We start from the raw sequence: 26,666 nt of genomic DNA on the forward strand, positions 1-26,666 counted from the left end.
GCTAACGAAACGATTGCCCATCATGCCCCTCGAATCCCGCCTCCAATACCGCAGGAGCGGTCGTAGAATGTGAAATGGTCGCTGGTCGAGGCAGCTTCTATGAGTTTTAAATTCTGCCTGCCTAATCCTCTGATGACTCGTTATCCTCAGGCTTTGCACTCTCCGATGCGTTGACCACGTTTTGTGGTACCAACATCGTGTAGTGAGCTCGCCCCTTAGCATCTTTCAAATCAAACTCGTCTTTGCTGTCTACTCGATCCGTGGAAACGACCACTACGCGAGCTAAACCATTGCGAGTTAGGATTCTTGATACGGTACCCAACCCATAGTCGCTGTGAAACTTGCCACACAAATGCACTACCAATACAGGTCGGTGACTGTGACAAGCCAAAAAGTCAGTGATGGATTCCGCCATCGTATCATCCTTCAGACACTGCGACTCGAAGAATAACCGTGCCGCATCGGACCCGTCCATACCGCCATGCCCCTTCATGGCATTCACAAAGTTTTCCCAGTACAAATCCTTACCCGCTGACGTAGATCGGGCGTGAAACGGCGACAATGGACTGGGAATAGATTCCCCCTTGGAAACCATTGATGCGATCTCACGAGGCGTATTGCTTGCAAGGACAGGTAATCGATGAGACTTGGCTAGTTCAATGATCGGTCGATAATGTTGAGCGTAGTTCCGCCATGGGCGACTTGATGCGAGAAAGGCTTCTTCATCGATTCGATCTGCCAAATACTCGTTCAGAACACCTTGGCAATCACGCTCGAACATTTCCGTGCTAATGGCAATGTTTCGCCCCGACTTAACGAGCTCCTCGATAATCGCGAGCTGCATTCGATGAGCTCCATCGCTATCGTGCTCCTCGCCGAGTACCAAGACTTCCACACCGTGTAATTCATCGGCGAACGCCTCAGTTGTCATCTCCGAGCCGTCCTTGAGATCGACGATGACCGAGGTGAATGCAGGTTCATCAGCTATCGCTGTGTGTGGCAGAAACATCAGAATGGCCAAGGCACCAAGCAACGTCTTCTTCATGTCGTTTTATCCAGTTGAGAAGTGTCGAATTAACGGTCCCCTATTTTAGCCTATCGGAAAGGCAATCTATTCCTATTTCCAAGATTGCGGGGCAAACGCTGCTTGAGAGCTGGCATTGCTGAAATGGATGCTTCGCAGGTCATGTGGAACCGATTTTAACGGTTGGGGGACTCTTGCTCCGATTTTTCTTTTGCCCTCAGCACGACGGCGATCGGAAGAGGACGAGTCATGGTAATCCCCCCGGGAAGCCGATCAGAGGGGCGATTCGCGGTTACCAGCTTTGAGGATCCGGCATCCGAGAGAGCCATGATGCTACTCCCTCCCCCATCCAAATTCGCTGCATCCCAGCAGCCTATCTCCAAGAAGAACTCTGCTAACTCGACCGTGGTCATCCCCTCGCTATACCCTGGTTGTCGACCATCGACGACCACAAAGAACATCGATTCTTTCTGTGGATCGAAACCAACACCGGTTCTTGGGTGCAACGAAGAGTCATTTTGAACGATTCGCTCGCCATCCCGGACGATCTGTTGAAAACCGCCAAAGCCCTCTTCGACAGATTCAACATTATCCACGGCATTGTTCATCTCATGACGCCCACTTTTGCCTCGCCAAATCGATACATATCCCTTTTGCGGCTCGCTCCGAACGAGCCCCCGGCTAACCGCAAGACCTGAAATGTCCACGGGTCGACCAGGATACCAGATCGCTTTCTCAGCCGTCTTACCTGACTCGGTTGGCATCTCACTCCATGGGTTGGTGTTCACCACTGCGAGAACGTGATCGGTCTGCTTGGCGAGTTGAAATGGACTCGTAAGTTCTGCTTCTGCCGGGCCATCACCATCTGGATCTTTACCTAACACGACCCGCCATTCCAAATCTTGCTTTTGAAGATTCAGCTTGAGAATGTGGATGTGCAGCGGTCTAGGTTGACTTCGTTCGCGATGCTCATAGGACAAGGCTTCGCTGACAATTTCACGTCGTTCCGCGACGACGCTATCTGTTGGATCGTCGTTCCCCAAGCAGTCTCGATGGACCGATGTGATCCAAACAACGACCAACAAAGAAATAACTAACTGCTGGAAATTCAGCCATACTCCAGTCATACGATGCAGGTCTGGAGAGATCAGATAGGAGATTTGCATACTTCATCGGTCCTAAGGTCATGGGTTAGGAACTGTCACAATTCACTCTTCCCCTAAGAGTAGTCGATTCTACCAAATTTGATTCCTACGGAACGAAAGAATTTCGGGGGCGTTGCTCGTCCCATTAGGGACGAAATGTTGGTAGCACGAGCGTTCCCCCAATCACCCTCGTCCCGTTGGGGACGCAATCCTCTCGCCAAAGGTTTCACACCCAGTACTAGTTGGATAATATGCGCCGTTGGTGGATTCGGTGGCAATTTGGGTAGTTGGGACACTGTCCCTGGTGACACGGTATCTTTTGGTTTTTCAACAAGTGTAGGGAAGTGGTCTGTTCTCAACTAATGCTAGCATTCATTCCGCACTAGAATCACTTTACTCAATAGAAGCAGTCCCGCTGGAGCACTGACTACTCCTCTGCCGTCGAATGAAAGTGAGTACACTTCGACGATCGATAAAAATACTGTGTCCCTTTAGTGGGCACATCAGAAATCTGTAACCAAACTTTTGCGGATGCAGGGAAAATCTTTACGGAGTCGAAATCCGCTAATGAACGTGAATGGGAAAGCAAGCAGACCATAACTACCAAAAGCTTAACCACTACTTGATTCATTTCTAGGCTCGCAAATAGATAGTCGTTTGGAGTAGTTGAGTATTGTGCTTCGATCTTAACACGGGCCGGCTCAAGCTCGAAGCCGATAAAAGTGCTGTGGCTTCAGGTGCTCTTACCAAGCGGTTTCTATACTTCGTATCGGCGGTGTTCCCTCAGCTTGACACGATTACAGCCGAGATGATACACGTCGACATAGGTATGCGATCGAATGCTTTCTGCCGTTAATACTAGGATGTCTTTAGAAATGCGAGCAACAGCACAGTTTGTAATGATTTTATCAACGATGTTTTTGGCTAGCATTTCCTCGTTGCCATATCTTCGTGGGCAAGCGGATATGGAATGCCAGCTTTTGCGTTCGCTCCATATCGACTGCGAAGATTCCCGAGAAACCGCCAAGATTCGCTGGAAGCTCTTGATGAACAACGAACTCAGGAGATCCGCGGCCTCTAAAGACTCTATTGAAAAGCAATGTCAGATCGTCTCGCAAATTCTCGAAGCGAACTATCAATCGGAAGGATTCCCAAAGGTAACTTGCGAAGTCAGGTACGATGAGGATCTGTATTGTCTAGACGTCAAGATTGAAAAAGGCCCTCAATCCAAGCTCTCGGACATACAAATCAGCGGACTCTCACAGGACCATCAAGAATTGCTTAAGAAGAGGCTGACGTCCTCAAACAAAGAAGAAGGTGAAGTCTGGGCCCCTGGCCTCGACGGTCGATGGATGGGACGTCATGCTTTAACATTCAAGCCGGGTGATGTCGCAAGTTTCCCTTGGGAAAGGATCGTGGGGTTGGGCCGAACCATCTCTCCAAACGCTGAACACAAGATGCGAAGCGCCGTACATGATTTCTTTGTCAGCATTGGCTACTTTGGCTCCATCGTTGATGTTCGATTAGAGAAGAACGAAGATACGCTTGAGAACAAGCTACTCATCAATGTCTCGCAACTCGGCACTCCACTCACGGTCCAGGAAGTTCGATTTCACGGATTGAAGATCCATGATGCTGATTCTCTTTCCAAGTTCTTGGAGCTTCGGACGGGAGACAAGTGGAACCACGACCAAGCACTTCGGGTACAGCGAGCTTTGTTCGATTCAGCAAGGTTTCGCTGGCACAATGTTGCGTTTAACCCGTACATTTTTGACCAGTCTAAAGTCGTCGTTGACATTACACTTATCGAGTCACCGTTGTTGCCAACTATCGATCAACCCCTGACAGAACGACAACAGCAATTGATTGCTAAGGTTAATGAATTGACTAATGGCGACATGGCGTTTGAGTTGAGCTGTCTGCGGGAAGGCTCCCATGAACGCTGGCAGGTTTGTAGAGGTGCTCTCTACAAAAAACAGCTTCTCTTGGAGGAGTTTCTCATGGAGGAATTCAGCGAACGTAAAGCCTTTGGGTATCCAAGCCTCGTGATGATAGGTGGCACTTCTTTGGCTAAAGAACACTGTTTTTGCTTGAGTGGAGTGATTCGATCGTCTGAAGAAAGCGAAGGCTACCCACCATTATTCATCGCACCGGTTGTAGTTGCGGAAGCAGCCAATGGAGAAATCGTGTCATCGCAAGAAGGTGATGTCGGGATTCTTGACTGTGGTCGTATTCGCGTGGAGTGGGACATTAAGACAGGAAATCCCCTTTCTGCGATTGTTCGCGACAAAAGCGCAGAACGAAGAGAACGTCGTGTTGAGTTTATGCTCAAGAAAACGGATCCGAATGATAGGCTACAAGTTAGAGAAGATCAAAACCAACTCGTTCATAGCTCGCTTTACGAGAGCGTCCAGCAAATCTTAGAAGCTTATGCTTTTTTCGTTCAAGCGTCTGAATCAAAAGGCGATCAGGGCATCGTCTATCAAGAATTATTCCTTCTAAAGGCTGCGGAATTAGCGATGGACTGGTATGGCAGCGATTCTGATCCCATGCGACTGATCGAAACCATAATGACTTATCGTCCCGAGTCGGATATTCAGGTCACTGCGAGGATCGAGAGTTGCTTTAAAGATTCGCGACCAAGACCTCTTCTGGCTTTGATATTAGGATACGCCTGTCAGGGCGAACGTCAGGGAATGGCGTATCCGCTTTGGTCCTATGCCGCAAGAAACATGACCGACAAGGTTATCGAGAACGAGATCGATGATCTTTTTCGTCGGGTCCCAGGTCTGCTGCAAACGCACGATCGTTTCGTTTCGTTGGTTGGTAGGGTCTCGGACGAGCAATTCAGATTGCTAGAACAAGAACTAGCATTTCCGTATTCTGATCAGTTCAGCTTGCTGCGAACTGCCTGGTCTGGAGAATTGGAAAACAAGCGAATTGATGCCACCGTAAAGTTGCTTGCCAGTTACAGTGGACACATTCGCAGGCAGCTCGATGAGCACTTTGAGCAAGTGGTAGCCGCGCAAGAGAAGGATAAGGAAAAGCGATGGCAGGCGCACCTGGCCAAAACAAAAACGGACGAAAAGAACAAAGGTACGGAAGATAAGTCAAGAACCAAAGAATCTATCTTTGGTCGAACCTCAATCCAAGAACCACTTAGATTCTCGTCACAACAATACGATTTTATCAAGTAACTTAAGTCTCATGCCACATACCATTTGTAAGTAAACTATAGCCGATTCCCTGACTCTTAATCCCAAGTACAAAAAACGCAACCCACTTGCCGCATTATGTTCCACTTCAAATGACGCAAGCACAGTTTGGTGCCATCCACCCGTCCTCGTCATTTCGTAAACTGGAAGCATTGGAACCTGTGCCTGGCGTGCGGAGTCTTGCAAAATTTACCTTAGCCCTCTCTTTCTCGTTCACGCTCTATCTTCGGGTTAGCATGATGTACTCTCGTCGGAAACCATTTTGGTTCTTTGAGACAGCTCCTCCAACAGGCCCAAGATCTTCTGCCATGGAGCGGAACAAGTCATCGAATGTCTTTGCGCCTAGTATTCCTAAAAGCGTCCCAATCGTAGAGTTTTCGAAACTATTTGCCGCGTTCTCTAGCAATGGTGACAAATCCCAATAATCCAATGCAAACGCCTTCCCTGAAAACTGCTCATCCAGCTTCCGTCTAACCATTTGATAGGAGATTGATTCACTCAGGGCATCTTCGGGATTGAGCGGTAGTTCTCGGAAATATTTTTCTGAATTACGTACGATGAAATAGTCTCCACGAATACCATAGTACTTGGGGCGGGGGGCGATCTTAGACTTATCAAGCCCCAATTCTGCGGGGAACTCCACAGGAATGTTGATTATTTCGGTATGATAGACGCTCGCGGATCGTTCCGCTAGTATTGGTATCGCTGCACGACGAAGCCAGAATAAATCCGGTAGTTTTCCATCCGCCGCTCGCCTTCGTGCAGGAGCTTCCGCATGCTCCCGTCAGGTGATACAAGACCGAAAAGATCTGATAGAAGATTCGAATACCTCATCGATCCTTTGGTCACAGACTCGGGACTGTCACAATTCGATCTTCCCCTAAGAGTATAAGAGTCAGCTCGACATCGCTAGCCTTCAAACCGTATTGCTTTTGTATCGCCGTACCATAGGCACGAAGCTGAGGGCCGTGATACATGACGCGCTCACCTATCCACTCACCCAGATCCTTTTTCTTGGGACGCATATCGGTCTTAAAATCGATAAGCTCCGCACGTACCACTCTATCACCATCAATCCCAAGTACACAGCGATCGATGATGCCGGACAAGAGTTGGTCCTCCACAATTTGCAGCAGCCTACGCTCGGTACTGACTTCAAGCTTTAATACGCGAGGGTCTTGCCAGCGGGCGTATCGTGTTTGACTCAAGCACTCTCGGATCGATTTCGATTGGCAGAATCCTAGAAATCGATCAAGCCAATCGTCGATCCGAATATAATTAAGCTCCTCGGCGGTTAAGTGTGATGACGCGATCTCGCGAAGGTGTTTTTTGTTCGGTTTGTAATCTTCGATCCAGCCTCCGATCTCCTCAAACCATCGGTGCACTAATTTGCCAATCGCAGCTCCCGCTCGATCTTCAGTTCGCCATTTCGAAGCCAAAGGAATCCGATCGACCGACTTGTTGAGCGAACTGGGACGCAACCAAGGTATCGTTCGCTTTGCTCCCCCATCTGACTTGATGGCGATACGCCTTTTTGACACCTGAGATTGATTCTCTGTCGATTCCTTTACCTCCTCCGCGATGATATCGCTATGCCAGTCGGGATCCCCCCATTGCTTGATCACTGCTCCCTGCTCAGCCGCTTGTTCTGCTGTGGCAAATATGGAGTGCAACACCGATCCCCATCGCTTCTTGCTCGATTTCGAAGGTGCCGTATACAAATACAAGGCTCGCTTGGCCCGGGTCAGAGCGACGTAGAAGACACACAATGCTTCCGCGAGTTGCTGATTGCCAAATTCTCGAAACGCGATTTGCCATGAATCGCTTAAGAACTTTTGCAAGCCTCGATTCATGTAGCGAGTGACTCCGATCGGTGGTTTCGTCCGGTCTCCGTACATCGCAACATACAACGGTGGGCGAGAGGAAATGGTCTGATCCAAAGTCGGCAAGAAAACGGCATCGAATTCGAGACCTTTCGATTGATGGATCGTCATAACTCGCACTTTGCTGGCCCCTGGCAACGCGACTTTGTGCTGTTCAATGTATTCGATAAATCCGAATAGATTGTCTGCCCCCATTGCATCGTAACGGTATCCTAACTGGATAAGCTGTCGCAATCGCTCTTGGTCACGTTCGTGGCATTCCGGAGCTAATCGGCTAGAAAGCGTACCGAGGGTATGCCCAAATCCTCGCGCGATCAACACCGATCGCACCGCTTCGGACAGCCGATTCGGATTGTTCCATATCTGTCGCGAAAACAATGGTTCGCTCGTGTCATTCGACTCAACACTTGGCATCAAGGGAGAATTTGTCACATGGAAATAGGCCAGCGAATCACTTGGATGATTGGCAAGTCGCATTAAACTTAGCAGCAATAGAACCGCGGCGGAATCAGTTAGTGGGTTTCCTCCCTCCTGACTTGCTTCGACCCCTCGTTCTCTCAGTAACAAGATCATCTTGCCGACATCGTGATTCGTTCGCGAAAGAACGCCAATCTCGACCTGCGGATTGGCGAGATGCAGTTCCGCGATTCGATCGGCGACTTCTTCGAATAATCCTTCGGCACTAGACTCGCCATCATCGCGACGCCCCTTGGGATCGATATTGGCATTTCGAAACTCTACGTAGCCAGGAAGTTCGGCTTTAGCGGTTTCGTGTACTTGATAGTTTCGTGCAACCCAATCGACGATTGCGCGCGTGTCGCCATTCTTGGCATCCTCTTCATCATCGTCGTTGTAGTTTTCGTGGCGATCGAGTTGGGTGAAAACGTCATTTACAAAATTGATGATGATCGGTGAAGAACGTCGACTCAGACTCAACTTTTCCTGAACTACATTTTGGATTTGCTGACCAACCGATTCAAAAATCTCTGCGACCCCACCTCGCCATCCGTAGATAGCTTGCTTAGTATCCCCCACGCAGAAAAAAGAGGTGCGCGACGATTGGTTTTGAACGATCGCCTCGGCAAAAGGCTTCACGATTTCCCACTGTACTGGCGAGGTGTCTTGGAACTCATCCAGAAGCAAATGGCTCACTGGACAATCGAGTCGATGTGCAACAGTGTCCAAACTCACTCGACTCGATTCTATGCCGACCGTTTCGCCTGCTATCTCCTCCATTGATTCGAGATCCTGTTGACTCGTTTCACCATCGACCGTCAACTCCATTTCCGATTGTTTTTGCGTCGTGATACACGCGGCCATCCAATTCGCTAGCCGTTCGGAAATGTCGTCAAATGTGACAACGCGGCGTTTCGCTTTAACAACGTTGAGTTGATCATGAAAGCTTTTGATGACACTAAATGAGGCTTCGTTTTGCGCTCTTCGGCTAGCTAGTTCGCCTGATGCCGCCTTGCGCGATAAGATGCGGATAGCACGAATAAGATCCGCTTCAAAGGGTTTTTTGTAGTAGGTGACGCTATCGTTCTGGCAAGCTCCAACGAAGGTTGTGGTGAGAAAGTCGAGCCAATTACCAGCTTCAAAATTTTCAACCGCTTTATCTCGGGCGGTTAAGTAACTTTTATGACCGATGGCAGAGGTCCGAAAAAACTCGAGGGCTGCGTCTAAATCTTCTTGCTTTGGACTAGTTGGTACATCCAACTGATGCCAAGCCGCCTCGTTGGTTCTGCGAAACAGATCGTAACCATTCGAAACAGCTTGATCGATCTCATTTCGAATGCTTCGTGTGGCTTCGCTTTTCGATAGTTGCGATACGAGCGATTTTAGAGCCGTTCGATCGATATGGTCAAACATGCGATTGATGGCTTCGTGCTTCAACTCCTCGAATTGGAACGGATCGCATAGACTCCAACCGGGAGGCAGCTTCAGCTCTAATGCAAAAGAACGTGCGAGCTGCGAGTAAAAGCTATCGAGCGTGCTGACCCGAAACCGATGCAAATGCTGACAGAGCCTTGCTAGCTGATACTTGGCAGTTTCCCGATTAATCTCAAGAGGTTGGAGCAGTGATTGAATCTGGTTCAATGCCGATTCATCCTCGACCGCATTTGCCAACCACGACAAAACGCGATGCAAAATTTCTCCAGCAGCTTTCCTTGTGAAAGTGGTTGCCAAAATGGAATCGATGGGCTCTTCGGAAAAGAGTAACCGCACCGCACGTGCTGCGAGGCTATAAGTCTTACCTGTCCCCGCTGATGCGAGAATCATCTCGGGTCGAAACCATTTGCTATCAGGAGTTCCGACTGCGGGATGGGGATCGATTCGGAGCTTATGGGGTTCCCAGTTCCTGCCAGGACGTTCAAGTGGTACCGTGCTCTCATCTTTCTCAGAGTGACTTTCGGCATGGCCACTAGGGAGCTCCTCCTCTGAAGCGACTTGCGAAGCTACCGACTCGTCCGAAGCGGCCTCAGGTTCCCAACGACGCGCTACTGTCTGCTGGGTAATCGCTCCATACTCATCCATGGACGCATAACCTGTATACGCCGGAGGCCAAAACTCTGCTTGATACACTTTGCGTGCGAGATCCTTAGCGGACTCGATTGCGGCTCGGTGTTCTTCGAGCGTAAAGTCGGCTTTGACGAACTCGGTGTACTTAGGATCACGGGGCAGAAGTATGTAACCAAACGTAACCTTGGATAGATCGGTAATTCCTAGCTTCTCAATCAGCAAACCGTAGAGTGGTAGCTGCCAATCGATCCATTCGCCGTCCCTTCGCAGGTGATTATCGCGAGGCTTCGTCGTTTTGTCCCCCGTCTTGTAATCCCATATCGCATACTGCTGAGTCTTAGGATTGAAATCGATACGGTCGATCCTGCCATGAATCATCATGAGCTGACCGTTCCCCAAGTCGAGAGGAACTCCCTCATCTCGATTCACATTGAACTCAATCTCTCGAATCTCCCAATCTTCGACGGCGTATCGAGCTTGATGTTCCGCAAAGGCGACAAGTCTCCTTTCCGCTTGTTCAATTTGAATCTGGATGGCTGGTGGAGGATGCACGCCGAAGCTTTCCCGAACGGTCTTTCGGAGCACCTCGATCAAAAAGTCGGATATAACACGAGGTTCGGTCGATCTCTCTGCGATAGAACCCTTTAAGGACTCGAGAACGATGTGTACCAGATCACCAAATCCACCACCATCGAGCTCGAGCCGTTCGTGTTCATAGGTCTTGGCCTTTTCAATACGACGCAGATAGAATCGATAAGGGCACTGCGAGTAACGCTTGAAATCGGTGACCGCCATGTCTCGAATCGAGGCCTCTGGTGAAGGCAACGGAATCGGGATATTCGATTGTCCTTCGCGCGGTCTCCAGATCGTAGCCACCTCTTGCGATACATCGATTGGCTTAGGATCGATAAGCCATCTGACTCGCTTTGCTAATTCCTCCCCTGGTACAGACAGCAACAATCGACTCGGTGGTTGCGGATCCCCCTCAACGCTTAATTGATTAAGAATGATTTGCAAATGTTGGCGTGTGTGTAACAAGGTCAGCATGACATAGCAATCCCGCGCGTACCGACGGAGGTTATCCATCAACCCGAGTGCTGTTCGAAGCTTGTTCGGGAGGAACGCGTCGCCGTTGACCGACTCAGGAATCACACCATCATGCATTCCAGTCAGCATCAAAACAGGTGCATCGTCCAAGGCCAACTCGAGCCAACCGAGCATTTCAATCGCGTCATCACGCTGAATCGGCGGGATGGTTGCGGAGTCCAATTGACCAAGCACCCACGTGTAGGCTTCCCCAAGAGTTACAGCAACATCCAGATGGGAAGGGACCGTTGCCAAGGTTTCGAAAACCTCGTTAAGTCCATCGCTCGCTCTCGCATAAATATTCCCCGCCTCGTCAGCAAGGGAAATTTCTTGGTCGGCGTAGATTGCCTGAACCACTTCTCGAAGCGGTGTTCCCCACTCGGAGATTTTTTGCGAGCTCACTCGAAGCGGTTGGAGCCACTGATCGAGAAGTGACAGTGTGGCTTGTAACGTTTCCAGCCCCTCTTTGCGCGGCCACTCTGGCTGATTTACGCTGTTGATTAGCGTTACAGCTAAATACTTATCGATCTCCGCTAAAAAGGATTTGGGTTTTATAGAGGACGGCTCATTGGATTGTTGCGAGGAGCATTGTTGTTCGGTGAGATTCTTTATGATCCAGTCTTCCACGCTAGGAATTCGAATCAATCGATGAAACGCCTCAATGCTTCCTTCGCTTACGTATTCTATGATCGTATCGATAAGACGGATCGGTGGAGATTGAAGCAATGGCGTCCCCGGGCCATATCGCAACGGCACCCCATAACCTTGCATCGATTCTTGAAGAATAGGAACCAACGTGGGGTCCGGAATTCCAACCGTGATGTTTTGGAGAGAGTACTGCGAACCAAGGTTAGCGAGTTGGATCGCCAATTCCCGTGTAACATCAGTCGGAGTTGAACGCACATGGATCATGTCGGGATCGATCCCAATCTCGAGGTCTTGCCAATATTCAGGTAGCAAGGTCCCTTCATCACTAAAGCCAGGTGAATAGGATTGTGGTGCGCCGACCAGAATGGTTACGTTCATTGAGATCGCGCGGAGGAACGACCGCTGAGCTCGATTCAAGTCGACTGCTCCGAGGACCAGGACTTCTTTATCGGTGTGAACCTCGTTGTGCTCGATGGCAAACTTTCTTGCGGTTTGCACATCCCACAGCCCGGCATTGTGAAGCTGGTCCAGGTACATACGTTGCAGACTCGCGAGTACCTGCCAACGGACCAGTTCCTGCTCTTCGGTGATTTGGCTTGCTACGAACGCGAAATCGGTAAGATCAGATGCCAGCTCGCGATGAAGCTTGCCAAGCATCTTGCCGAGTTCCATCCAAGCCCGAAGCTCGTTAGCATCAGGTAGTTCGAGAAGCAGCGGGCGGATAAAGTCAGGATCTGCAAGACGAAGCACGTTGGTCCACGCCAGAGTTTGTTCCAGTTCATTAGCGAACGGCAGTTTGGCTCGATACAGTTTCTCGGGTAGCGATCCAATAGTAAGAATCTCGGGCGGGCGCAGGACCAAGCCTTGTTCATTGGCGGTGACGGCCATAAGTTGGGCCAAGCGTCTGCCTGCGTAGGAGCCTGGTAGTACGACAATGCACGGATCAAGGTTCCAGTTCGAACCACGAGAGAATCTTTTGAGTAGATAGTCGCGTGCCGAGTGGAGGAGTGGACGATCCCAGCCGAGGTATTCGATCTTCATCGAGCGGTCATCATCGAACAGATTGCGTGTTTTCAGAGGGGCAGTCTTTTTGGTAATCATTTCATACTTCCGTGTGTGGAGCCCCCTCATTGTCATCGTACTCTTGCTGGGGCATTAGTCTATTCTAAAGATATCGCCAGCGAGTGACACGTCTGGTCCCAAGCCTATCCCTGAAGGCGAATCCGGCGGATTTTCTGTCGAATAAATCTAATCCGGTGTACTCCGCGGAGCATGCATCGGTCGGGCGGAATAGGGTGTCGTATGCGATTCTTTACGCGTGAGTGTTTTGGTCGAATCTCCGCGAGTCTCGCGGATCAAATTCTCGAATGGATCGCCATTAAAGCAAACTTCATTGAAAAACGTGAACACGGATGCGTTATTGGTTACGAACATCGGTGCTAGCTTGCCTGCCGTTGTGGTGTAGCTGAAACCGCCAAGGATTTCGCTCGACGCTCCGCTGCGGGATTCGAGCAATGTTCCCCCTCGCTCCGTCTTGTATCCTAGCACCCAAAGCCTCCCTCCATCGTTAACGATATGCGTTCCCTCATTCTCAACATTGAGGTGTCGTGCCCAGACCTGTTGGTTATTGAGGGACAAGTTGTGCGTTACAAAATCTTCGAAAAAGAGTTCGCCACCTCGGGCATTGGGACCAAAAGTCAGATCACAATCGGAGACACTCCGAAAGTAAACCGCGCGATTGGTATCGATTTCGACACCACCGTGAACCGTGGAAAAATGTTCAAACACAACCACGGGTGATTCTCCATCGACAACTCGGAAGTCGGGGTTTGCCTTTTTGAAATAGTCAATCCAGCCTCCCAAGCCGACAACACGGCGAACCTTGGGACCGAGCGTAACGGTTGATCGCAATTCATAGAATCCCGGTAAGAAAACCGTTGTGGCCCCTGAGTCCATGGCTTTCTGGATCGCCGCCGCAGAATCTGTTGCTCCGCTCGGATCGGCACCAAAATCATCCACATTGGCCCACGTTTCGATCGGATCGTTTGGCACTAGTGGTGGATCTTTGACAGGAAGTCTTAGAGACGCTGTGTCTGCGGGAAAAGCCGTGGTGACAGGCAGCGAAGAATATTCATCCACATGTGGGCCCAGACTGCCGGGTTTATCCTCGCCCGAGATTCGTAGAACGGCAACCCAGTCTGGAGTTGCTACATCACCTACCGCACGTGCATAATTTTTTGTCGCAACATCTCTAAGAAAGATTCTTCCACCGTTGTAGTTAATAACGGCTGGCCATCGATTCGCGTCGCCGAATCCAGATAGCTCAGCGTCTATCAAGCAGAATGTACCGTAACTGCGAACGGCTGGTACCGAATTCTCGCTGAGCAGTCCACGTACCGAAATCGCTTGCCCTGCGTTATCAAAGCCGAACTCCCTTTGATTGCGTAACGTGATGTGTTCAAAGGTCTGCCCGTTTACGGCACGGGCGGTACTTATCCCTCGTTGAAATCCAATGACTTCACAATGACGAACGAGCAAAGGTCCATTCATATCACAATGCCCGAGATCGAGTCCAACGATACCGTTATCCCCCTCAGCAATGAAGCGACAGTTGCGGACAGCCCCTGAATTGTTCGAGTAGAACTGCAACGCGATCGCGCCGGGATTGTTTTCGCCTATATCAAAAGTGAAGTTCTCAACGTAGTTATGAAACCAATCGGCGGAGCCGAAACCACCGCACCACATCATACTGGCAGGTTTGTTCGGATCGGTAAACGAACCATCCTTTAAGCGGATTATCGTTTTGTGTGCGTTCTGACCACACAAGAAATTCTTTCCCCAAGCGTTACTTCCCGAAGAGTTCTTATTCGACCATTGCAGAGTGCTCGAAATAAGATAGGTTCCGTTCGGGAAGTACAGCATCTTGTGTAGGCCCATCATGTCAGATAGTGCTTGCTGAATAGCGGCCGTATCGTCGTGCACGCCATCTCCCTTGGCATTGTAGGGTGGTTTTGTAACATTGATGATTCTCGAACTTGGTGGATACTCCACTGATTCGTTGATATCAAACTTTGCACCCAGTTGAGGTTGGTACGCCAAGCAGTTGCAGCACGTTATGCAAAACCAAACCCATAAAATTGCAAACGGTCTAAGCAAACTTGACGGCATGCAAGTAAGCATCGCTTGAAGTGCACCATTTGAGCCAACATCTGCGCCGTGATCGCTTATCGCTGCAGAGACCATGTCTCAACCTTTATTACTGAGAGAAAGACAGAGTTCAAGAGGAATTCACTCGAAGGACGTCAACTGATGGAAATGATACTTCCATCCACGCTCGAAAGGAACGAGGATTTCGGGTACGATTTTGACTATTGAGAAGATGGCGACAAGTATGAAATGAAAATGGATTAACAATGTGGCGATGGATTAAGATTGTAGCTTGGACAACGTTGGCGTTGGGAACCGTTGTGGTTTCGGTGGCAGGATTTCTGTGGTGGTACTATCACCCGGCATTCGATAGGCAGGATGGTGTTCAGTATGGGGAGCGAAATGGAAAAGCGTTGACCATGGATATCATTCGCCCCAAGAATCCAAATGGCTTGGCTGTCGCCTTTATGGTGAGTGGTGGTTGGAAGTCCAAAGCAGCTGGAGAAGCAGAGGCATGGTTGATGGCTCCGCTCCTGCGACGTGGCTACACGATCTTTGCCATCTGCCACATATCTCAGCCTGATTCGACCGTTCCCGAAATCATTGAGGATGTCACTCGGGGAATTCGTACTATTCGTCATCGAGCCAAGGAGTACGGAATCGATCCTGAACGAATCGGAGTTACGGGAGGTAGTGCTGGCGGTCATCTAAGCTTGATGTTGGCAACTCGTGGCAAGGAGCCGCATCCCGACCCTCGCGATGATATAGATCGTGAGAGCGCGAGCGTTCAAGCTGTCGCGATTTTCTATCCGGTCACCGATCTTCTGAATCTCGATGGCTCAACGGAAGATCTCGGCGATGGTGGCCCACCCAAGAGTTTTGTCAATGCCTTTGGACCTGATGCACAGGACAAAGAACGTTGGCAACAAATCGGTCGCGAGGCGTCACCCGTTTATTTTGTCGACAACGATTTGCCCCCCACGTTGATCTATCACGGGGATTCCGACACGCTCGTGCCCTTAAAACAGTCCGAGCGATTCCGCGATTCGGCTCAAGTGTTCGACAGAGAAGTAAGGGTCGTAGTTCACAAGGGTGGCAATCACGGTTGGGCAACCATGGTATGGGATATTCGAACCTTTGGAGATTGGTTCGATCGTCATTTGCAAAATCGATGACCGTCAGTTCAAGCTACTCTTACACAGCTATGAACCATGAAATGCACGGGAGAATGGCTTGCGTGGTTTTGAAGTGGAGAGTTTCTTGTCCGTCTCCCGTGAGGTCCAACCGATCCCCGACAGAAAGCCAATGGAGCCCTTAATACTTTGCGAATGCTACAGCAAGAGGTCAAAGGATTCGTTTCGGTGGAACTAGTGCTGATGAGGCAAGGAGTCCACCGACCAACGAGATGGCGACAACAATCATCCCAAAAGCGAATTCGATTCCTTCCACGGTCTGATGGTGAAGCAACGCCGATAGAGAACGATACCCCAGTGAGCCAGGCACCAATAAAATCAAACCTGGAGCGAGAGGAACCAACGATGGTCTATCCCTAATCCTTGCAAACAAATTGCTGCCTGAACCGACGACTAACGCTCCAAGGAACGAGCCCACCTCAACGCCATATCGGGTACCGAACCAAGTTGCCGTGAAGTAGCCGCTGAGGCTTACAGCAAAGACAACCGGCCACAATGACAATCGAACCCTAAACAATATCGCGAAAGCCGCCGGAGCGATGGACAAGGCAAAATAATGTATCCACTTGCTAACAGGCTCCACAACAGGTGACTCGATTCGCCAATCCCCAGCAACTCGCCATGAGATGGCAACGCCCAGGAACAACGTTACCAACGTCACCGATGCACCTGCAAGTCTAGCGACTCCTGCAGATAAATGCCCAATCGCCAATTCCGTCAATGCCATCGTTAGCGAGAATCCCGGAAGCAAAATGATCAGCGATGCCAAAGTCACCAGCCTGTCATCAATGGGATGGATGAATTGGCTAATCCCGAGGGATGCGATCCCTGCAAAAAAACCTGCCACGGGAAAAAGCAGCCCTACCTCCCAACCAAGCTTTGACTGCGCAAGCTCAATGCCGGCGATGCTCAATCCAATCAAACCAGCTGTGAGTATCTCCTCCCAGCCTCCGCCGAAAAAGACCGCGACGCAGGCACAGCCGATGCCACATACCACCGAAGTCAACCAGGTGGAATACAGCGGCTTGGCAGCGGCGGCGTTCTCCATGAGTTCTGAAGCAGAGGCAATATCAATTTCTCCTCCTTCAAGTCGCTCCAAGATCTCATCAAACTGAATCAGTTTTTCTGCGTCAACCGACCCGGAGTCGACCCTCCGCATAAAGGTCTTTTCTTCACGCCCCTCCCCAAAGGCCGCGACAAGAGCGGTCGGGGTGTAAAGAAAAACACTTTCCACCCCAAGCGTTCGAGCGATTTTCGTCATCACTCTTTCGAGTCGATGTGACGGGGTTCCATATCTATGGAGCATTTCGCCCGTCCTAATGAGAAAGTCATACTTGAGCTGATCCAGCTCAGAAGCTGGAGATAACGAAGGATGCGAGTTCTTTAGATTGAGAGGAGAGCGAAGCATAAAAAGAGTGACACAAAACCCACAATCAGGGTTCCTTAAAATAAAAAAACACCCGCTACCAAGGCGATAGCGGATGCATGCATGTGATCGGAGTTAATGGGTGACTCCCGTTAACTCCGAAAATAAACCATCGAAGTTAAATTGATCAAGCACCGGCTGCAGCAGCAGGTTGACCTTCAGTATTGGGTTCGCGCAATTCGCTCTTGAAATCCAATCGGGTAATCTTGCCATTTTCGTCTTTGAAGACGTCCACGACAATCGTGTTCTTGCCCTCGAAGGTTCCTCGGAGCAATTCCTCGGACAATGGATCTTCGACTCGTTGCTCGATTGCTCTTCGGAGCGGACGAGCACCGTAATCGAGATTCGACCCTTGCTTGATGATGAACTCTTTGGCTTCGTCTGTCAGGATCAAGTTGAACCCACGTTCCTTGAGCCGTTCCATAACCTTTGCCATTTCGAAGTCGATAACCTTCTTGAGATCCTCTTTGTTGAGGTGACGGAAGATGATCACATCGTCCAGCCGGTTCAAGAACTCGGGTCGGAAGACTCGTTCGATTTGATCCATCACCCGGGACTTCATGCTGTCGTAGGAGGCATCTCCCTCCGGCTTTTGGAATCCAAAGGCCGACTCGTTCTTGATCGCTTCTGCACCAGCATTGGTAGTCAAAATCAAGATCGTATTTCGGAAGTCGACATTTCTGCCGAAACTGTCGGTCAATCGCCCTTCTTCCATAACCTGAAGCATCATGTTGAACACGTCAGGGTGTGCTTTTTCGATTTCGTCGAGAAGAACCACAGCGTAAGGCCGACGACGAATCTTCTCAGTAAGCTGACCACCCTCTTCATAGCCCACGTATCCTGGAGGAGCTCCGATTAGTCGGCTGACATTGTGCTTCTCCATGTACTCGCTCATGTCGATATGAACCAGGGCATCGGAATCGCCGAACAAGCTTTCCGCCAAGGCCTTGGCGAGCAAGGTCTTTCCGACACCGGTAGGACCGGCAAAGATAAAGCAACCAGTTGGTCGCTTTGGATCTTTCAGTCCTGAGCGACTTCTGCGAACTGCCTTAGAAACGGCCGATACCGCTTGCTCCTGACTGACGACTCGCTTATGCAGATCCGCTTCCATGTTCATCAAGCGAAGCGAGTCTTCGGTTGTGAGTCGGGTCAGTGGAATGCCTGTCATCTTGGAGACGACTTCTGCAATGACTTCTTCGTCGACCACCCCGTCCGTTTCGCGACTCTTTTCTCGCCAATCGCGAGTAATCTGTTCTTTCTTTCGACGGAGCTTGTCAGCTTGATCCCGCAAGCTGGCAGCTTTCTCGAAATCTTGATTGGCCACCGCATCTTCTTTTTCCCGGTTGAGTCGCTCGACTTCGTCGTCGATATCCTTCAAATCTGGTGGCTTGCTCAAAGTGCGAAGTCGGACCCGAGCGCCTGCCTCGTCAATGACATCGATCGCCTTGTCTGGCAAGCATCGTGCGGTGATGTATCGCTCGCTCATCTCGACAGCGGAAGCGATGGCATCATCGGTGATTTGCACACGGTGGTGCTCTTCGTACCGTTCCTTGAGTCCCTTGAGGATCTGGATAGTTTCTTCGGTGCCGGTAGGCTCGACCATGATCTCTTGGAATCGTCGGGCCAGAGCATTGTCCTTTTCGATATATTTTCGGTACTCATCCAAGGTTGTCGCCCCGATGCACTGAATCTCGCCACGCGCCAAGGCTGGCTTGAGAACGTTCGCTGCATCAATCGCACCTTCGGCACCACCAGCACCAACCAGCGTGTGCAATTCGTCGATGAAAAGGATCGTGTTTTTCGCACGTCGAACCTCGTTCATCACCGCCTTGATTCGCTCTTCGAACTGACCTCTGTATTTGGTACCGGCGACCATCATGGCCAAATCGAGCACCACGATTCGCTTTTCCGCTAGGATCTCAGGCACTTCGCCATTGACAACTCGTTGGGCGAAACCCTCTACAATCGCCGTTTTACCGACCCCCGCTTCACCTAGCAAAACGGGGTTGTTCTTTGTGCGTCGGCAGAGGACTTGGGTCGCTCGTTCAATTTCTCGTTCTCGACCGATCACCGGATCCAACTTCCCTTGGCGAGCCAGTTCGGTGAGATCGCGACCAAAACTATCGAGGGCAGGCGTCTTGCTCTTACCACCCTTTGCCGACGGGCTGGACTCGGAACTGCTCGTGCCTTCCCGTCCGCCTCGGTCTCCCACCTCGGCGCTCTCCATTCCGTGGCCGAGTAAATTCAGCACTTCCTCGCGAACATCGTCGAGCTTCATTCCGAGATTCATAAGGACCTGGGCAGCGACTCCTTCTTGTTCGCGGAGCAGTCCCAAAAGAATGTGTTCCGTGCCCACATAATTGTGGTTCAGGTTGCGAGCCTCCTCCATGGAATACTCAATCACTTTTTTGGCCCTTGGAGTCTGCGGCAGCTTGCCAATGGTGACCATTTCTGGGCCGCTCTGGACCAATTTCTCCACTTCGAGACGGATCTTACGCAAGTCAACATCTAGATTTTTGAGGACATTTGCAGCCACACCGCTTCCCTCTTTGACCAAGCCCAAAAGGATGTGTTCGGTGCCGATGTACTCGTGATTGAAGCGCTGGGCCTCTTGGTTAGCCAGTTGCATAACCTTTCGAGCGCGGTCGGTGAATCGTTCGTACATGTCTAAAACCTTTCTAAGTCGGTCGTCAGCGTATTTCTAACGGTCTAAAAGCCTTACTCGAGCGAGCATCGTGACCAGCGCCAGCCTTTCTCACATTTGGAGCCAGGATGCAGTAGCCCAATTACGTCGCATCGGTATCTAATATTGTTGCCGCGAAGTCCCAGGAGAACAGGTGTCTTTGGCGGGAGAACCAAAACAAAACAAAGCTATTCTTGGAACTTAATGTCACAACTCGTATCAATCACCAAGTCAGGGTGCAATCTGCGTTCCAAAAAGCGAAAAAATCCTTTTCTAGATTTTTTGGGTCCGTATTGGATGGCTGCGTCGCATAACTTGCCTTTTCGCAAAGCTTGACTCATAAATCAGCCACAACCACCATGTCGCATCAAAGGAAACCGAGAAGCAATCCGTTATTGGTATGATTATTCGGAGGTTACCAAAAGTTCCCGTAGGAATTCTTCCACCGAATAGCTGGATGGTAACGGTTTTGTCATGCTTTGGGAGGGGGGATCGTAAGGGATTGCCGTTTTGTTCGTATGACCCTCTCCTTTTCTAGGACTATTTCGGTGCCCCAGCGAATTGCCCCGTCGCGGAGTTGCAGTTGATTCAATGTCTCCAGAGCTTCCCCGAACTTCCCTGACCTACGGTAGACTGAAGACAAGAGTAACGCTGATTCAATATCCGCATCATTAACAGACAAGTTTTTTAACAAGTGTTGCTCGGCTTCGAAGTAATCTCCCTGAAGGTAACTCTCCTGGGCCAATCTAAAGTTTAGCTCGACTTGGCTCGCTAAATCGGGGTTGAGCCGCGGGACTGTCTGTGATTGCCCCAGCAATAACGGGCGAACGCCGTGTGCCAATGAAGTGATCACAAGGGCCGCCAATAGGCAATTTACAATCCAGCTTGGGTACCACTGCGCCCAGTAGAAGCAGTTGAGTCCCACAAAAATCGAGCACCAAGCAAAAAGGATCGCAACCATGGCTGCTTGATGATCCATACAATCCCATGCTTTGCGAAAGCCTGGCCAGAAGTGGCTTGCGATTCTAGGTATTCCGAATATCAGATTCATGCGAAGCGGTTGCGATTCTTGTGTTGGGAAGGTTGAATTAGCATCGCGCGTGAAGTCGCTGAAAGCTTCCCCACTGGAAAACTAGCGAAACACGACACATGAGTGCAGATCAATTTGAGGATGCTTCAGGAAAAGCCTTAAGAATTTTCGGATTTTGCCAAAAAGTCGCTCTTGACTCGCATAGTTCGGAAGATTTTGAAGATGCTTAACCAACCGAAGATTCTTTCTAAAGTAATCCCCCCATTTGAATCGAAACTAGGTGCAGAACGGCCTTTTCTGCGCTGGACAACTTTTACGAGTTTGTCTGGCAAAAGGAAGTTGCCGAACTGTATAGGGGGGAAAGTGCCAGCAATCCGTGAATCCTCATCACGGAGGCGGCTGTCGGTATGTACGTACTTGCTTCGTGTACGGCCTGATCGATCAGTCACCGCTGAATCTATGCCCTTCTCTCAGGGCGGTGGCGATGCGGTCAGGAATCATTGCAAACGGAACGGAAGCGAACCGTCGTAGGGGTGCGGTCGCTCGCGATCGTTTCCTTGGCAGCCTGACAGTCCCTCAGAAAAAACTTTGGACCGCAGCGAGGAGGAAACGGAATTTCACTTCGCTCGACGCAAAGCGCTGTTCTTGATTGTTAAGCCCAGACCCAGTCGTTGGCAGCGGTAGAAAGATAGGCATTCGCCAATCTAAAGCCTGCACCAACAAGGGCGACTACTGTCAAGCATAGGTCGACATAGCGACCGTGCGGACTCACTCACTATTGGAAGGTAACGGAGACCAAAAATATGAAGGTGTTCACCACAGGACAGGTCGCGAAGATCTGCAAGGTGGCCCCGAGAACCGTTAGCAAGTGGTTCGACTCCGGCCGTCTCAAAGGATATCGCATCCCCGGTTCGCAAGACCGACGTATCCCGCGAGAATATCTGATCAAGTTCTTAAAGGAGCATGGTATGCCCCTCGGAGACTTGGAAGATGAGGCCATGGCGAAAGTCCTGATCGTTGCGCAAGATCAGGTTTTGATCGAAAACCTAAGGCGAGAACTCCCACTGGAGAAGAGCTTTAAGGTTTCGGTCGCTGCAAGCGGTTTCGAGGCAGGCATTCAAGCCGAGAGTTTTCATCCAGATTGCATGATCGTCGACTTTTCCGTTGGAAAGCTCGAAGCGTTGCAAATCTGTCAAAACCTACGGAAGAACTCGGACTTTACCGAGATCGTTTTGATTGCCCTGCTTCCCGATGATGGCAACACGATGAGTTTTGATCGATCGAGCATCAACGAAACGTTCAAGAAACCATTTGACGCACGTCTTTTGGCTGAACGACTTCGCACGCTGATCGGTGCTAAGAAAGAACTTGTCTAGTTCTCGGGCTGCTCCTTAGACTGAAAAAAGCGAATCAAACCTTTGCTGCTGCAGCAAAGGTTTTTCGCATTTTTACTCAAGATATGGAGACGTTTTCCCTGCTATGTGTGTGTTGGGCGGTGACATTGATCGGACGAGCGATCTGTTTCAACAAGGACTCCAGCTTACTAACTCAGTACGATTCTTAGCATCCTGCGAAGTGGCTCGGCTGCACCCCATAGCAATTGATCGCCAACCGTGAATGCCGATAGATAATCGCCACTGCCCGTCTTGTCGAGCTTCAGCTTTCTGAGCCTGCCGACCGGACATACCAATCCACCCGTCACTGCAGCAGGTGTAAGCTCTCGCATCGACGCATCTCGTTCGTTAGGTACGACTTTTGACCATGGATTGGCGGTATCAAGAATTTCGGAGATCTCGTCAAGCGGCACGTTCTTCTTTAACTTGATCGTCAACGCTTGGCTGTGACAACGCATTGCACCGATGCGAACGCAGATGCCGTCGACAGGAACGGTATCCGGTGCATAACCTAGGATTTTGTTGGTCTCCACACACCCTTTCCACTCTTCTTTGCTTTGGCCGTTTCCCAAATCTTTGTCAATCCATGGAATCAAGCTCCCCGCGAGCGGGACTCCAAAGTTTTGCGTCGGAAACTCGGGGGTTCGCAAGGTATCAGCGACGTTTCGGTCGATCTTTAGTATCGCAGAGGCTGGGTCGACAAGTTGATCGCTGACGCGGCTGTGAATAGTACCCATTTGCGAGATCAGCTCGCGCATGTTTTGGGCACCGGCCCCCGAAGCAGCTTGGTAGGTCATGCTGGTAGTCCAGTCCACTAAATCCTCTCGGAAGAGACCGTGCAATGCCATAAGCATCAGGGAAACGGTACAGTTCCCGCCGACATAAGTCTTGATGCCACGGCTAAGGCCATCTCGAATCACGGCCTCATTGACAGGATCTAAAATTATGATTGCGTCGTCTTTCATCCTTAGAGTGGAAGCCGCGTCGATCCAATAGCCAGCCCAGCCCGTCCGACGTAATTCGTCGTAGACTCGCGAGGTGTAATCTCCTCCCTGGCAAGAAATGATGGCATCCATCTTGGTGAGTGCGGTCAAATCGGTTGCCGATTGCAACGGACCTGTCGCTTGGCCGTTCACGTTCGGTCCGGCGCCTCCGGAGTTGGATGTTGAAAAGAAAATGGGCTCGAAGTGTTGAAAATCTTGTTCTTCCTGCATGCGCTGCATGAGCACCGAACCGACCATTCCCCGCCAACCAACTAGACCAATTTTCTTCACGACTCTACTCTTCTATTCACTCGTATTGTTTACTTGAAAGATGGTTTCGACGTTGCCTCGCAACAATTGTTTTCCAAACTCCAGAGCCTTGGTTTCCGTCCAGCCGCGACCTTGGCAATAATCCTCCGCGAGCGATTCCGCTAGAATTCTCTTGAACATTCGGAATTTGGGCAGGATGAACTCTAGCTTGTAGGCATCGCTGTAATAGCCGATTTGTTTGTTGCGCGGAACAGCCTCCATTCGTCCCTTGAGGTCGTGCCGAATGTAGGTCGGCGTATTGCTGTACCACCAGTGACCGTGAGTGATCACGTTGGGAAAAATCCAGGCATAGCTGACTAGCTCCTGGTTGGTAACAGATGCCAGTACCGAAATGGGAAACATAACTTGTGGAAACGCATTGAATAATTCCCGATATTGAATCAGCGAAACGCGGGAATCATACAAATCCTGGCCTTGAAAGACCCCTTCCGGATAGACCTTGCGATTGACTCCAATCATCAGATCAAAAGGAAGCTCATACTTCTCTGCATGCTCCGCTATGGTCCAAAACACCCATTCCGAAAGCATGCGGCTCGATTCCTCACCGGCAGCGTAACCCTGAGCCAGTACCTCATCCAGCGACTGAACAAGTCGCTGCGCCGAGTTTCTATGTTTCGCCGGAGTGAACCATGGGGGAAGAGAGATGGCGCATGCACGAGCTTGCTTGGATACAAATTTCTGGAACAACAATTCGATGCCGTCACGAAGCTTCTGGAGCGATGTCGGCTCCAAGCCGGTGGCTTTGGTGAATCGATCTCGCACTGTGGAGTTCGCTAAATGGAACACCAAATCATCTGTTCGCAAGCAGGGAACATATCGCTGCGTATCGAATCCCGTCAATGGATCGTCAAAATCGTTGGTTAAGAAAACCTTCTCGACGTTGCTCGCTTTCAGAACGGTTTCTTCCCAATCAGCCGAGGACATCCGTTCGTATGCCAGCTGGTAGACTTCCTCCCAGTTTGATTGGTCGATCGTTTCACCTTGGAAACCGAACAGTTCCCGCGACAGTTCGAGGAACCACGACCACTGGATCGTGTTATCGATGTTCGCGAGGTGGCCGAATAAACGCTCCACCTTGTCGCGGCTCGAGATGCCAGCCTCCTCGATGCGATTCTTTGGCATGCCGCTGGAATGAGCTAGCTCCGTGTAGTAATGATATCCCAGCAAATCTCCCAAGTCCTGTGAAGCAGGGCTGTGGGGATTAATGTGGGAATGCGAGTCGATCAAGACGATTTTGTCCAGCTCGTAGAAGAGAGATTTAGCAAGTGAGTTCATAGTTATTTCAACCGCCGCTTACGGGAGGAATGATGGCGAGTTCTTTTGGTAAATCCGTAGCCTCGATGCGTTGCTGATCATCGATAAAGACGTGCCCCATCGCGATGCGACTGCAACGTAGGATCGATTGAAGCTGAGGGTATTTCTCTCCAATCGCCGTTTTGAGCTCACGCGAAGAAACCGGCAACATAATTTCTAAATCGATCCGATCAAGCCCTACAGCATCACGAGCACCTGCAAAGAGTTGTATCTCGAGTTGGTTCATGATAGCTGCTTTAAATTGTCGTAACGAATCCACATTAACTCGAATATCGACTCTTGCCGGATCCCTCTACGGCTCGTCCAATCACAAAACACTGGTAACCGGCACTTTGAATCTGGCTGCGAATACTATCGGCGAAATGCTCACTGACGATAAAGGTGAGACCGAGCCCCATATTGAAGACATGCTCCATCTCATTTGGTTCGATCTGCCCTAGACCGGCTAGCCAAGGGAAAATTGGCGGGATGTCCCAAGTGCCGCGATCAAAGATTAGATCGACCGTTGGTGGCAAAATGCGTTCCGTATTTTCCAGCAGCCCGCCACCGGTAATGTGACCGATACCATGCACAACATTCTTTACTTTGTATCGATTCAGAACCGTTCGCACCAATTCGCTATAAATGACGGTTGGTGTCATCAGTGCGTCACCAACCGTTGTGCCAAGCTCCGCGACGTAGGAGCCCACGCTTAGGCCAGCTTTATCGAAAACCACTTTTCGGACCAAGCTAAAGCCGTTGCTGTGAAAGCCTGATGAGCTGACCCCAAGGATTACGTCCCCGGGGGTGATCGACTGTCCTGAAACCAGCCGCTTCTTTTCTACAACACCAACGCAAAAGCCGGCCACGTCGTACATGTCGCCGTGGTAGTGGCTCGGCATGATGGCTGTTTCGCCACCGAGCAGGCTGCACTCGGCCTGGATGCAACCATCCGAGATGCCACGTACAATCGCTTCCAAAAGAGGTGGGTTATCTCGCCCCATGGCGATATAGTCCAGGAAGAACAGCGGCTCGGCTCCAACGCAAAGCACGTCGTTGACGCACATGGCCACGAGATCGATCCCAATCGTATCATGTCGACCGAGCATCTGGGCCACTTGGAGCTTTGTCCCTACTCCATCGGTACCCGAGACCAGGATCGGCTCCTCATAGTTTCGGGAGAAAAGCGACTTGTTAAAGTCTAGTGCGTACAGCCCTGCAAATCCGCCATCATTGCGAACCACACGAGGCGTAAAGGTGCGCCGCATCAAAGCTGGCAGCTTCTGCATCGCTTGTTCGTAAAGCTCCAGATCAACGCCACTGTCTTTGTAAGTTGTCGTCATTGCGTCGTGCAGCGTTTCCAATCGAAACGTAAAGGGCCGGAACCGAGGGAGTTGCAATCATCCGATGCGAACGATCGTCACGGACGACGTGTAGCAGGATTTTCAAGGCTTTTTGAGAAACGACCGCCAGATGATAGACCTCGAACTCATTGAAAGCCGTGTCCTCGTCTGGAGGTACCCTCCTCAACCGTCCGCATTATGGGCATTTTTTGAAAAACGTGAAGCCTTACAGTTCGTTTGCTGGGTTACACCAAAGACTCGCAAACACAAACCCGATTGCGTCTATGTGTGCCATCCGCGGCATGCCACGCCGGGGCAAGCGT

15 protein-coding genes are annotated in these 26,666 nt (G+C 50.4%); 3 read left to right on the forward strand and 12 right to left on the reverse strand.

Annotated elements, in window-relative coordinates:
• Positions 1–121: 121 nt before the first annotated feature.
• Together SH449x_RS05745 and SH449x_RS05750 are read right to left on the reverse strand one after the other, a co-directional pair.
• Entirely contained in the window at positions 122–1,045 is a 924-nt protein-coding gene (locus SH449x_RS05745; RefSeq protein WP_482380368.1) for a ChaN family lipoprotein, read from the reverse strand.
• 155 nt (positions 1,046–1,200) lie between these two features.
• Positions 1,201–2,190: a phosphodiester glycosidase family protein gene (locus tag SH449x_RS05750; protein WP_482380369.1), complete on the reverse strand. Its 990-nt coding sequence runs from the start codon at positions 2,188–2,190 to the stop codon at positions 1,201–1,203.
• Positions 2,191–3,044: 854 nt separating this feature from the next.
• Here SH449x_RS05750 and SH449x_RS05755 point away from each other — a divergent pair.
• Positions 3,045–5,366, forward strand: coding sequence for a hypothetical protein (locus SH449x_RS05755; RefSeq protein WP_482380370.1), 2,322 nt, complete (start codon positions 3,045–3,047; stop codon positions 5,364–5,366).
• A gap of 238 nt (positions 5,367–5,604) precedes the next feature.
• On the opposite strand, the gene SH449x_RS05760 is transcribed toward SH449x_RS05755, so the two are convergent.
• The 3 genes from SH449x_RS05760 to SH449x_RS05770 form a co-directional block, all read right to left on the reverse strand.
• Positions 5,605–6,027, reverse strand: coding sequence for a hypothetical protein (locus SH449x_RS05760; protein ID WP_482380371.1), 423 nt, complete (start codon positions 6,025–6,027; stop codon positions 5,605–5,607).
• Between the two features lie 202 nt (positions 6,028–6,229).
• Positions 6,230–12,622, reverse strand: coding sequence for a PD-(D/E)XK nuclease family protein (locus SH449x_RS05765; protein ID WP_482380372.1), 6,393 nt, complete (start codon positions 12,620–12,622; stop codon positions 6,230–6,232).
• Positions 12,623–12,769: 147 nt separating this feature from the next.
• Complete coding sequence (locus SH449x_RS05770) at positions 12,770–14,764, reverse strand: glycosyl hydrolase family 28-related protein (protein WP_482380373.1); 1,995 nt, start codon at positions 14,762–14,764, stop codon at positions 12,770–12,772.
• A gap of 170 nt (positions 14,765–14,934) precedes the next feature.
• On the opposite strand from SH449x_RS05770, the gene SH449x_RS05775 reads away from it, so the two are divergent.
• Positions 14,935–15,843 carry an alpha/beta hydrolase fold domain-containing protein gene (locus tag SH449x_RS05775; protein ID WP_482380374.1) on the forward strand — a complete coding sequence of 303 codons (909 nt, stop codon included), beginning with the start codon at positions 14,935–14,937 and terminating at the stop codon, positions 15,841–15,843.
• 169 nt (positions 15,844–16,012) lie between these two features.
• On the opposite strand, the gene SH449x_RS05780 is transcribed toward SH449x_RS05775, so the two are convergent.
• The 3 genes from SH449x_RS05780 to SH449x_RS05790 form a co-directional block, all read right to left on the reverse strand.
• Positions 16,013–17,269: a threonine/serine exporter family protein gene (locus SH449x_RS05780; protein ID WP_482380375.1), complete on the reverse strand. Its 1,257-nt coding sequence runs from the start codon at positions 17,267–17,269 to the stop codon at positions 16,013–16,015.
• Positions 17,270–17,414: 145 nt separating this feature from the next.
• Entirely contained in the window at positions 17,415–19,952 is a 2,538-nt protein-coding gene (locus tag SH449x_RS05785) for an ATP-dependent Clp protease ATP-binding subunit (RefSeq protein ID WP_482380376.1), read from the reverse strand.
• Between the two features lie 490 nt (positions 19,953–20,442).
• Positions 20,443–21,021, reverse strand: a complete 579-nt coding sequence (locus SH449x_RS05790) for a tetratricopeptide repeat protein (protein WP_482380377.1) — start codon at positions 21,019–21,021, stop codon at positions 20,443–20,445.
• Positions 21,022–21,803: 782 nt separating this feature from the next.
• Between SH449x_RS05790 and SH449x_RS05795 the strand changes: the two genes are divergently transcribed.
• Positions 21,804–22,376 carry a response regulator gene (locus SH449x_RS05795; RefSeq protein ID WP_482380378.1) on the forward strand — a complete coding sequence of 191 codons (573 nt, stop codon included), beginning with the start codon at positions 21,804–21,806 and terminating at the stop codon, positions 22,374–22,376.
• Between the two features lie 167 nt (positions 22,377–22,543).
• On the opposite strand, the gene asd is transcribed toward SH449x_RS05795, so the two are convergent.
• The 4 genes from asd to purM are packed head-to-tail and all read right to left on the reverse strand — an operon-like array spanning position 22,544 to position 26,343.
• Positions 22,544–23,668, reverse strand: coding sequence for an aspartate-semialdehyde dehydrogenase (gene asd / locus SH449x_RS05800; RefSeq protein ID WP_482380379.1), 1,125 nt, complete (start codon positions 23,666–23,668; stop codon positions 22,544–22,546).
• Between the two features lie 12 nt (positions 23,669–23,680).
• Positions 23,681–24,982, reverse strand: coding sequence for a glucuronate isomerase (locus SH449x_RS05805; protein WP_482380380.1), 1,302 nt, complete (start codon positions 24,980–24,982; stop codon positions 23,681–23,683).
• Positions 24,983–24,989: 7 nt separating this feature from the next.
• A complete protein-coding gene (locus SH449x_RS05810) occupies positions 24,990–25,247 on the reverse strand; it encodes a MoaD/ThiS family protein (protein WP_482380381.1) in 258 nt (85 codons plus the stop codon).
• 34 nt (positions 25,248–25,281) lie between these two features.
• On the reverse strand, positions 25,282–26,343 hold the full coding sequence (gene purM / locus SH449x_RS05815; RefSeq protein WP_482380382.1) for a phosphoribosylformylglycinamidine cyclo-ligase: 1,062 nt from the start codon (positions 26,341–26,343) through the stop codon (positions 25,282–25,284).
• Between the last annotated feature and the right edge of the window lie 323 nt (positions 26,344–26,666).

The organism is Brakhagea baltica, from assembly GCF_052161605.1.
Classification (GTDB): Bacteria; Planctomycetota; Planctomycetia; order Pirellulales; family Pirellulaceae; genus JBKCUI01.

Bases quoted from the DNA above. Each gene is read 5' to 3' on its own strand.
- SH449x_RS05745 (WP_482380368.1), bottom strand. From the start codon at position 1,045: ATGAAGAAGACGTTGCTTGGTGCCTTGGCCATTCTGATGTTTCTGCCA.
- SH449x_RS05750 (WP_482380369.1), bottom strand. From the start codon at position 2,190: ATGCAAATCTCCTATCTGATCTCTCCAGACCTGCATCGTATGACTGGA.
- SH449x_RS05755 (WP_482380370.1), top strand. From the start codon at position 3,045: ATGCGAGCAACAGCACAGTTTGTAATGATTTTATCAACGATGTTTTTG.
- SH449x_RS05765 (WP_482380372.1), bottom strand. From the start codon at position 12,622: ATGATTACCAAAAAGACTGCCCCTCTGAAAACACGCAATCTGTTCGAT.
- SH449x_RS05770 (WP_482380373.1), bottom strand. From the start codon at position 14,764: ATGGTCTCTGCAGCGATAAGCGATCACGGCGCAGATGTTGGCTCAAAT.
- SH449x_RS05775 (WP_482380374.1), top strand. From the start codon at position 14,935: ATGTGGCGATGGATTAAGATTGTAGCTTGGACAACGTTGGCGTTGGGA.
- SH449x_RS05780 (WP_482380375.1), bottom strand. From the start codon at position 17,269: ATGCTTCGCTCTCCTCTCAATCTAAAGAACTCGCATCCTTCGTTATCT.
- SH449x_RS05785 (WP_482380376.1), bottom strand. From the start codon at position 19,952: ATGTACGAACGATTCACCGACCGCGCTCGAAAGGTTATGCAACTGGCT.
- SH449x_RS05790 (WP_482380377.1), bottom strand. From the start codon at position 21,021: ATGAATCTGATATTCGGAATACCTAGAATCGCAAGCCACTTCTGGCCA.
- SH449x_RS05795 (WP_482380378.1), top strand. From the start codon at position 21,804: ATGAAGGTGTTCACCACAGGACAGGTCGCGAAGATCTGCAAGGTGGCC.
- SH449x_RS05805 (WP_482380380.1), bottom strand. From the start codon at position 24,982: ATGAACTCACTTGCTAAATCTCTCTTCTACGAGCTGGACAAAATCGTC.
- SH449x_RS05810 (WP_482380381.1), bottom strand. From the start codon at position 25,247: ATGAACCAACTCGAGATACAACTCTTTGCAGGTGCTCGTGATGCTGTA.
- purM (WP_482380382.1), bottom strand. From the start codon at position 26,343: ATGACGACAACTTACAAAGACAGTGGCGTTGATCTGGAGCTTTACGAA.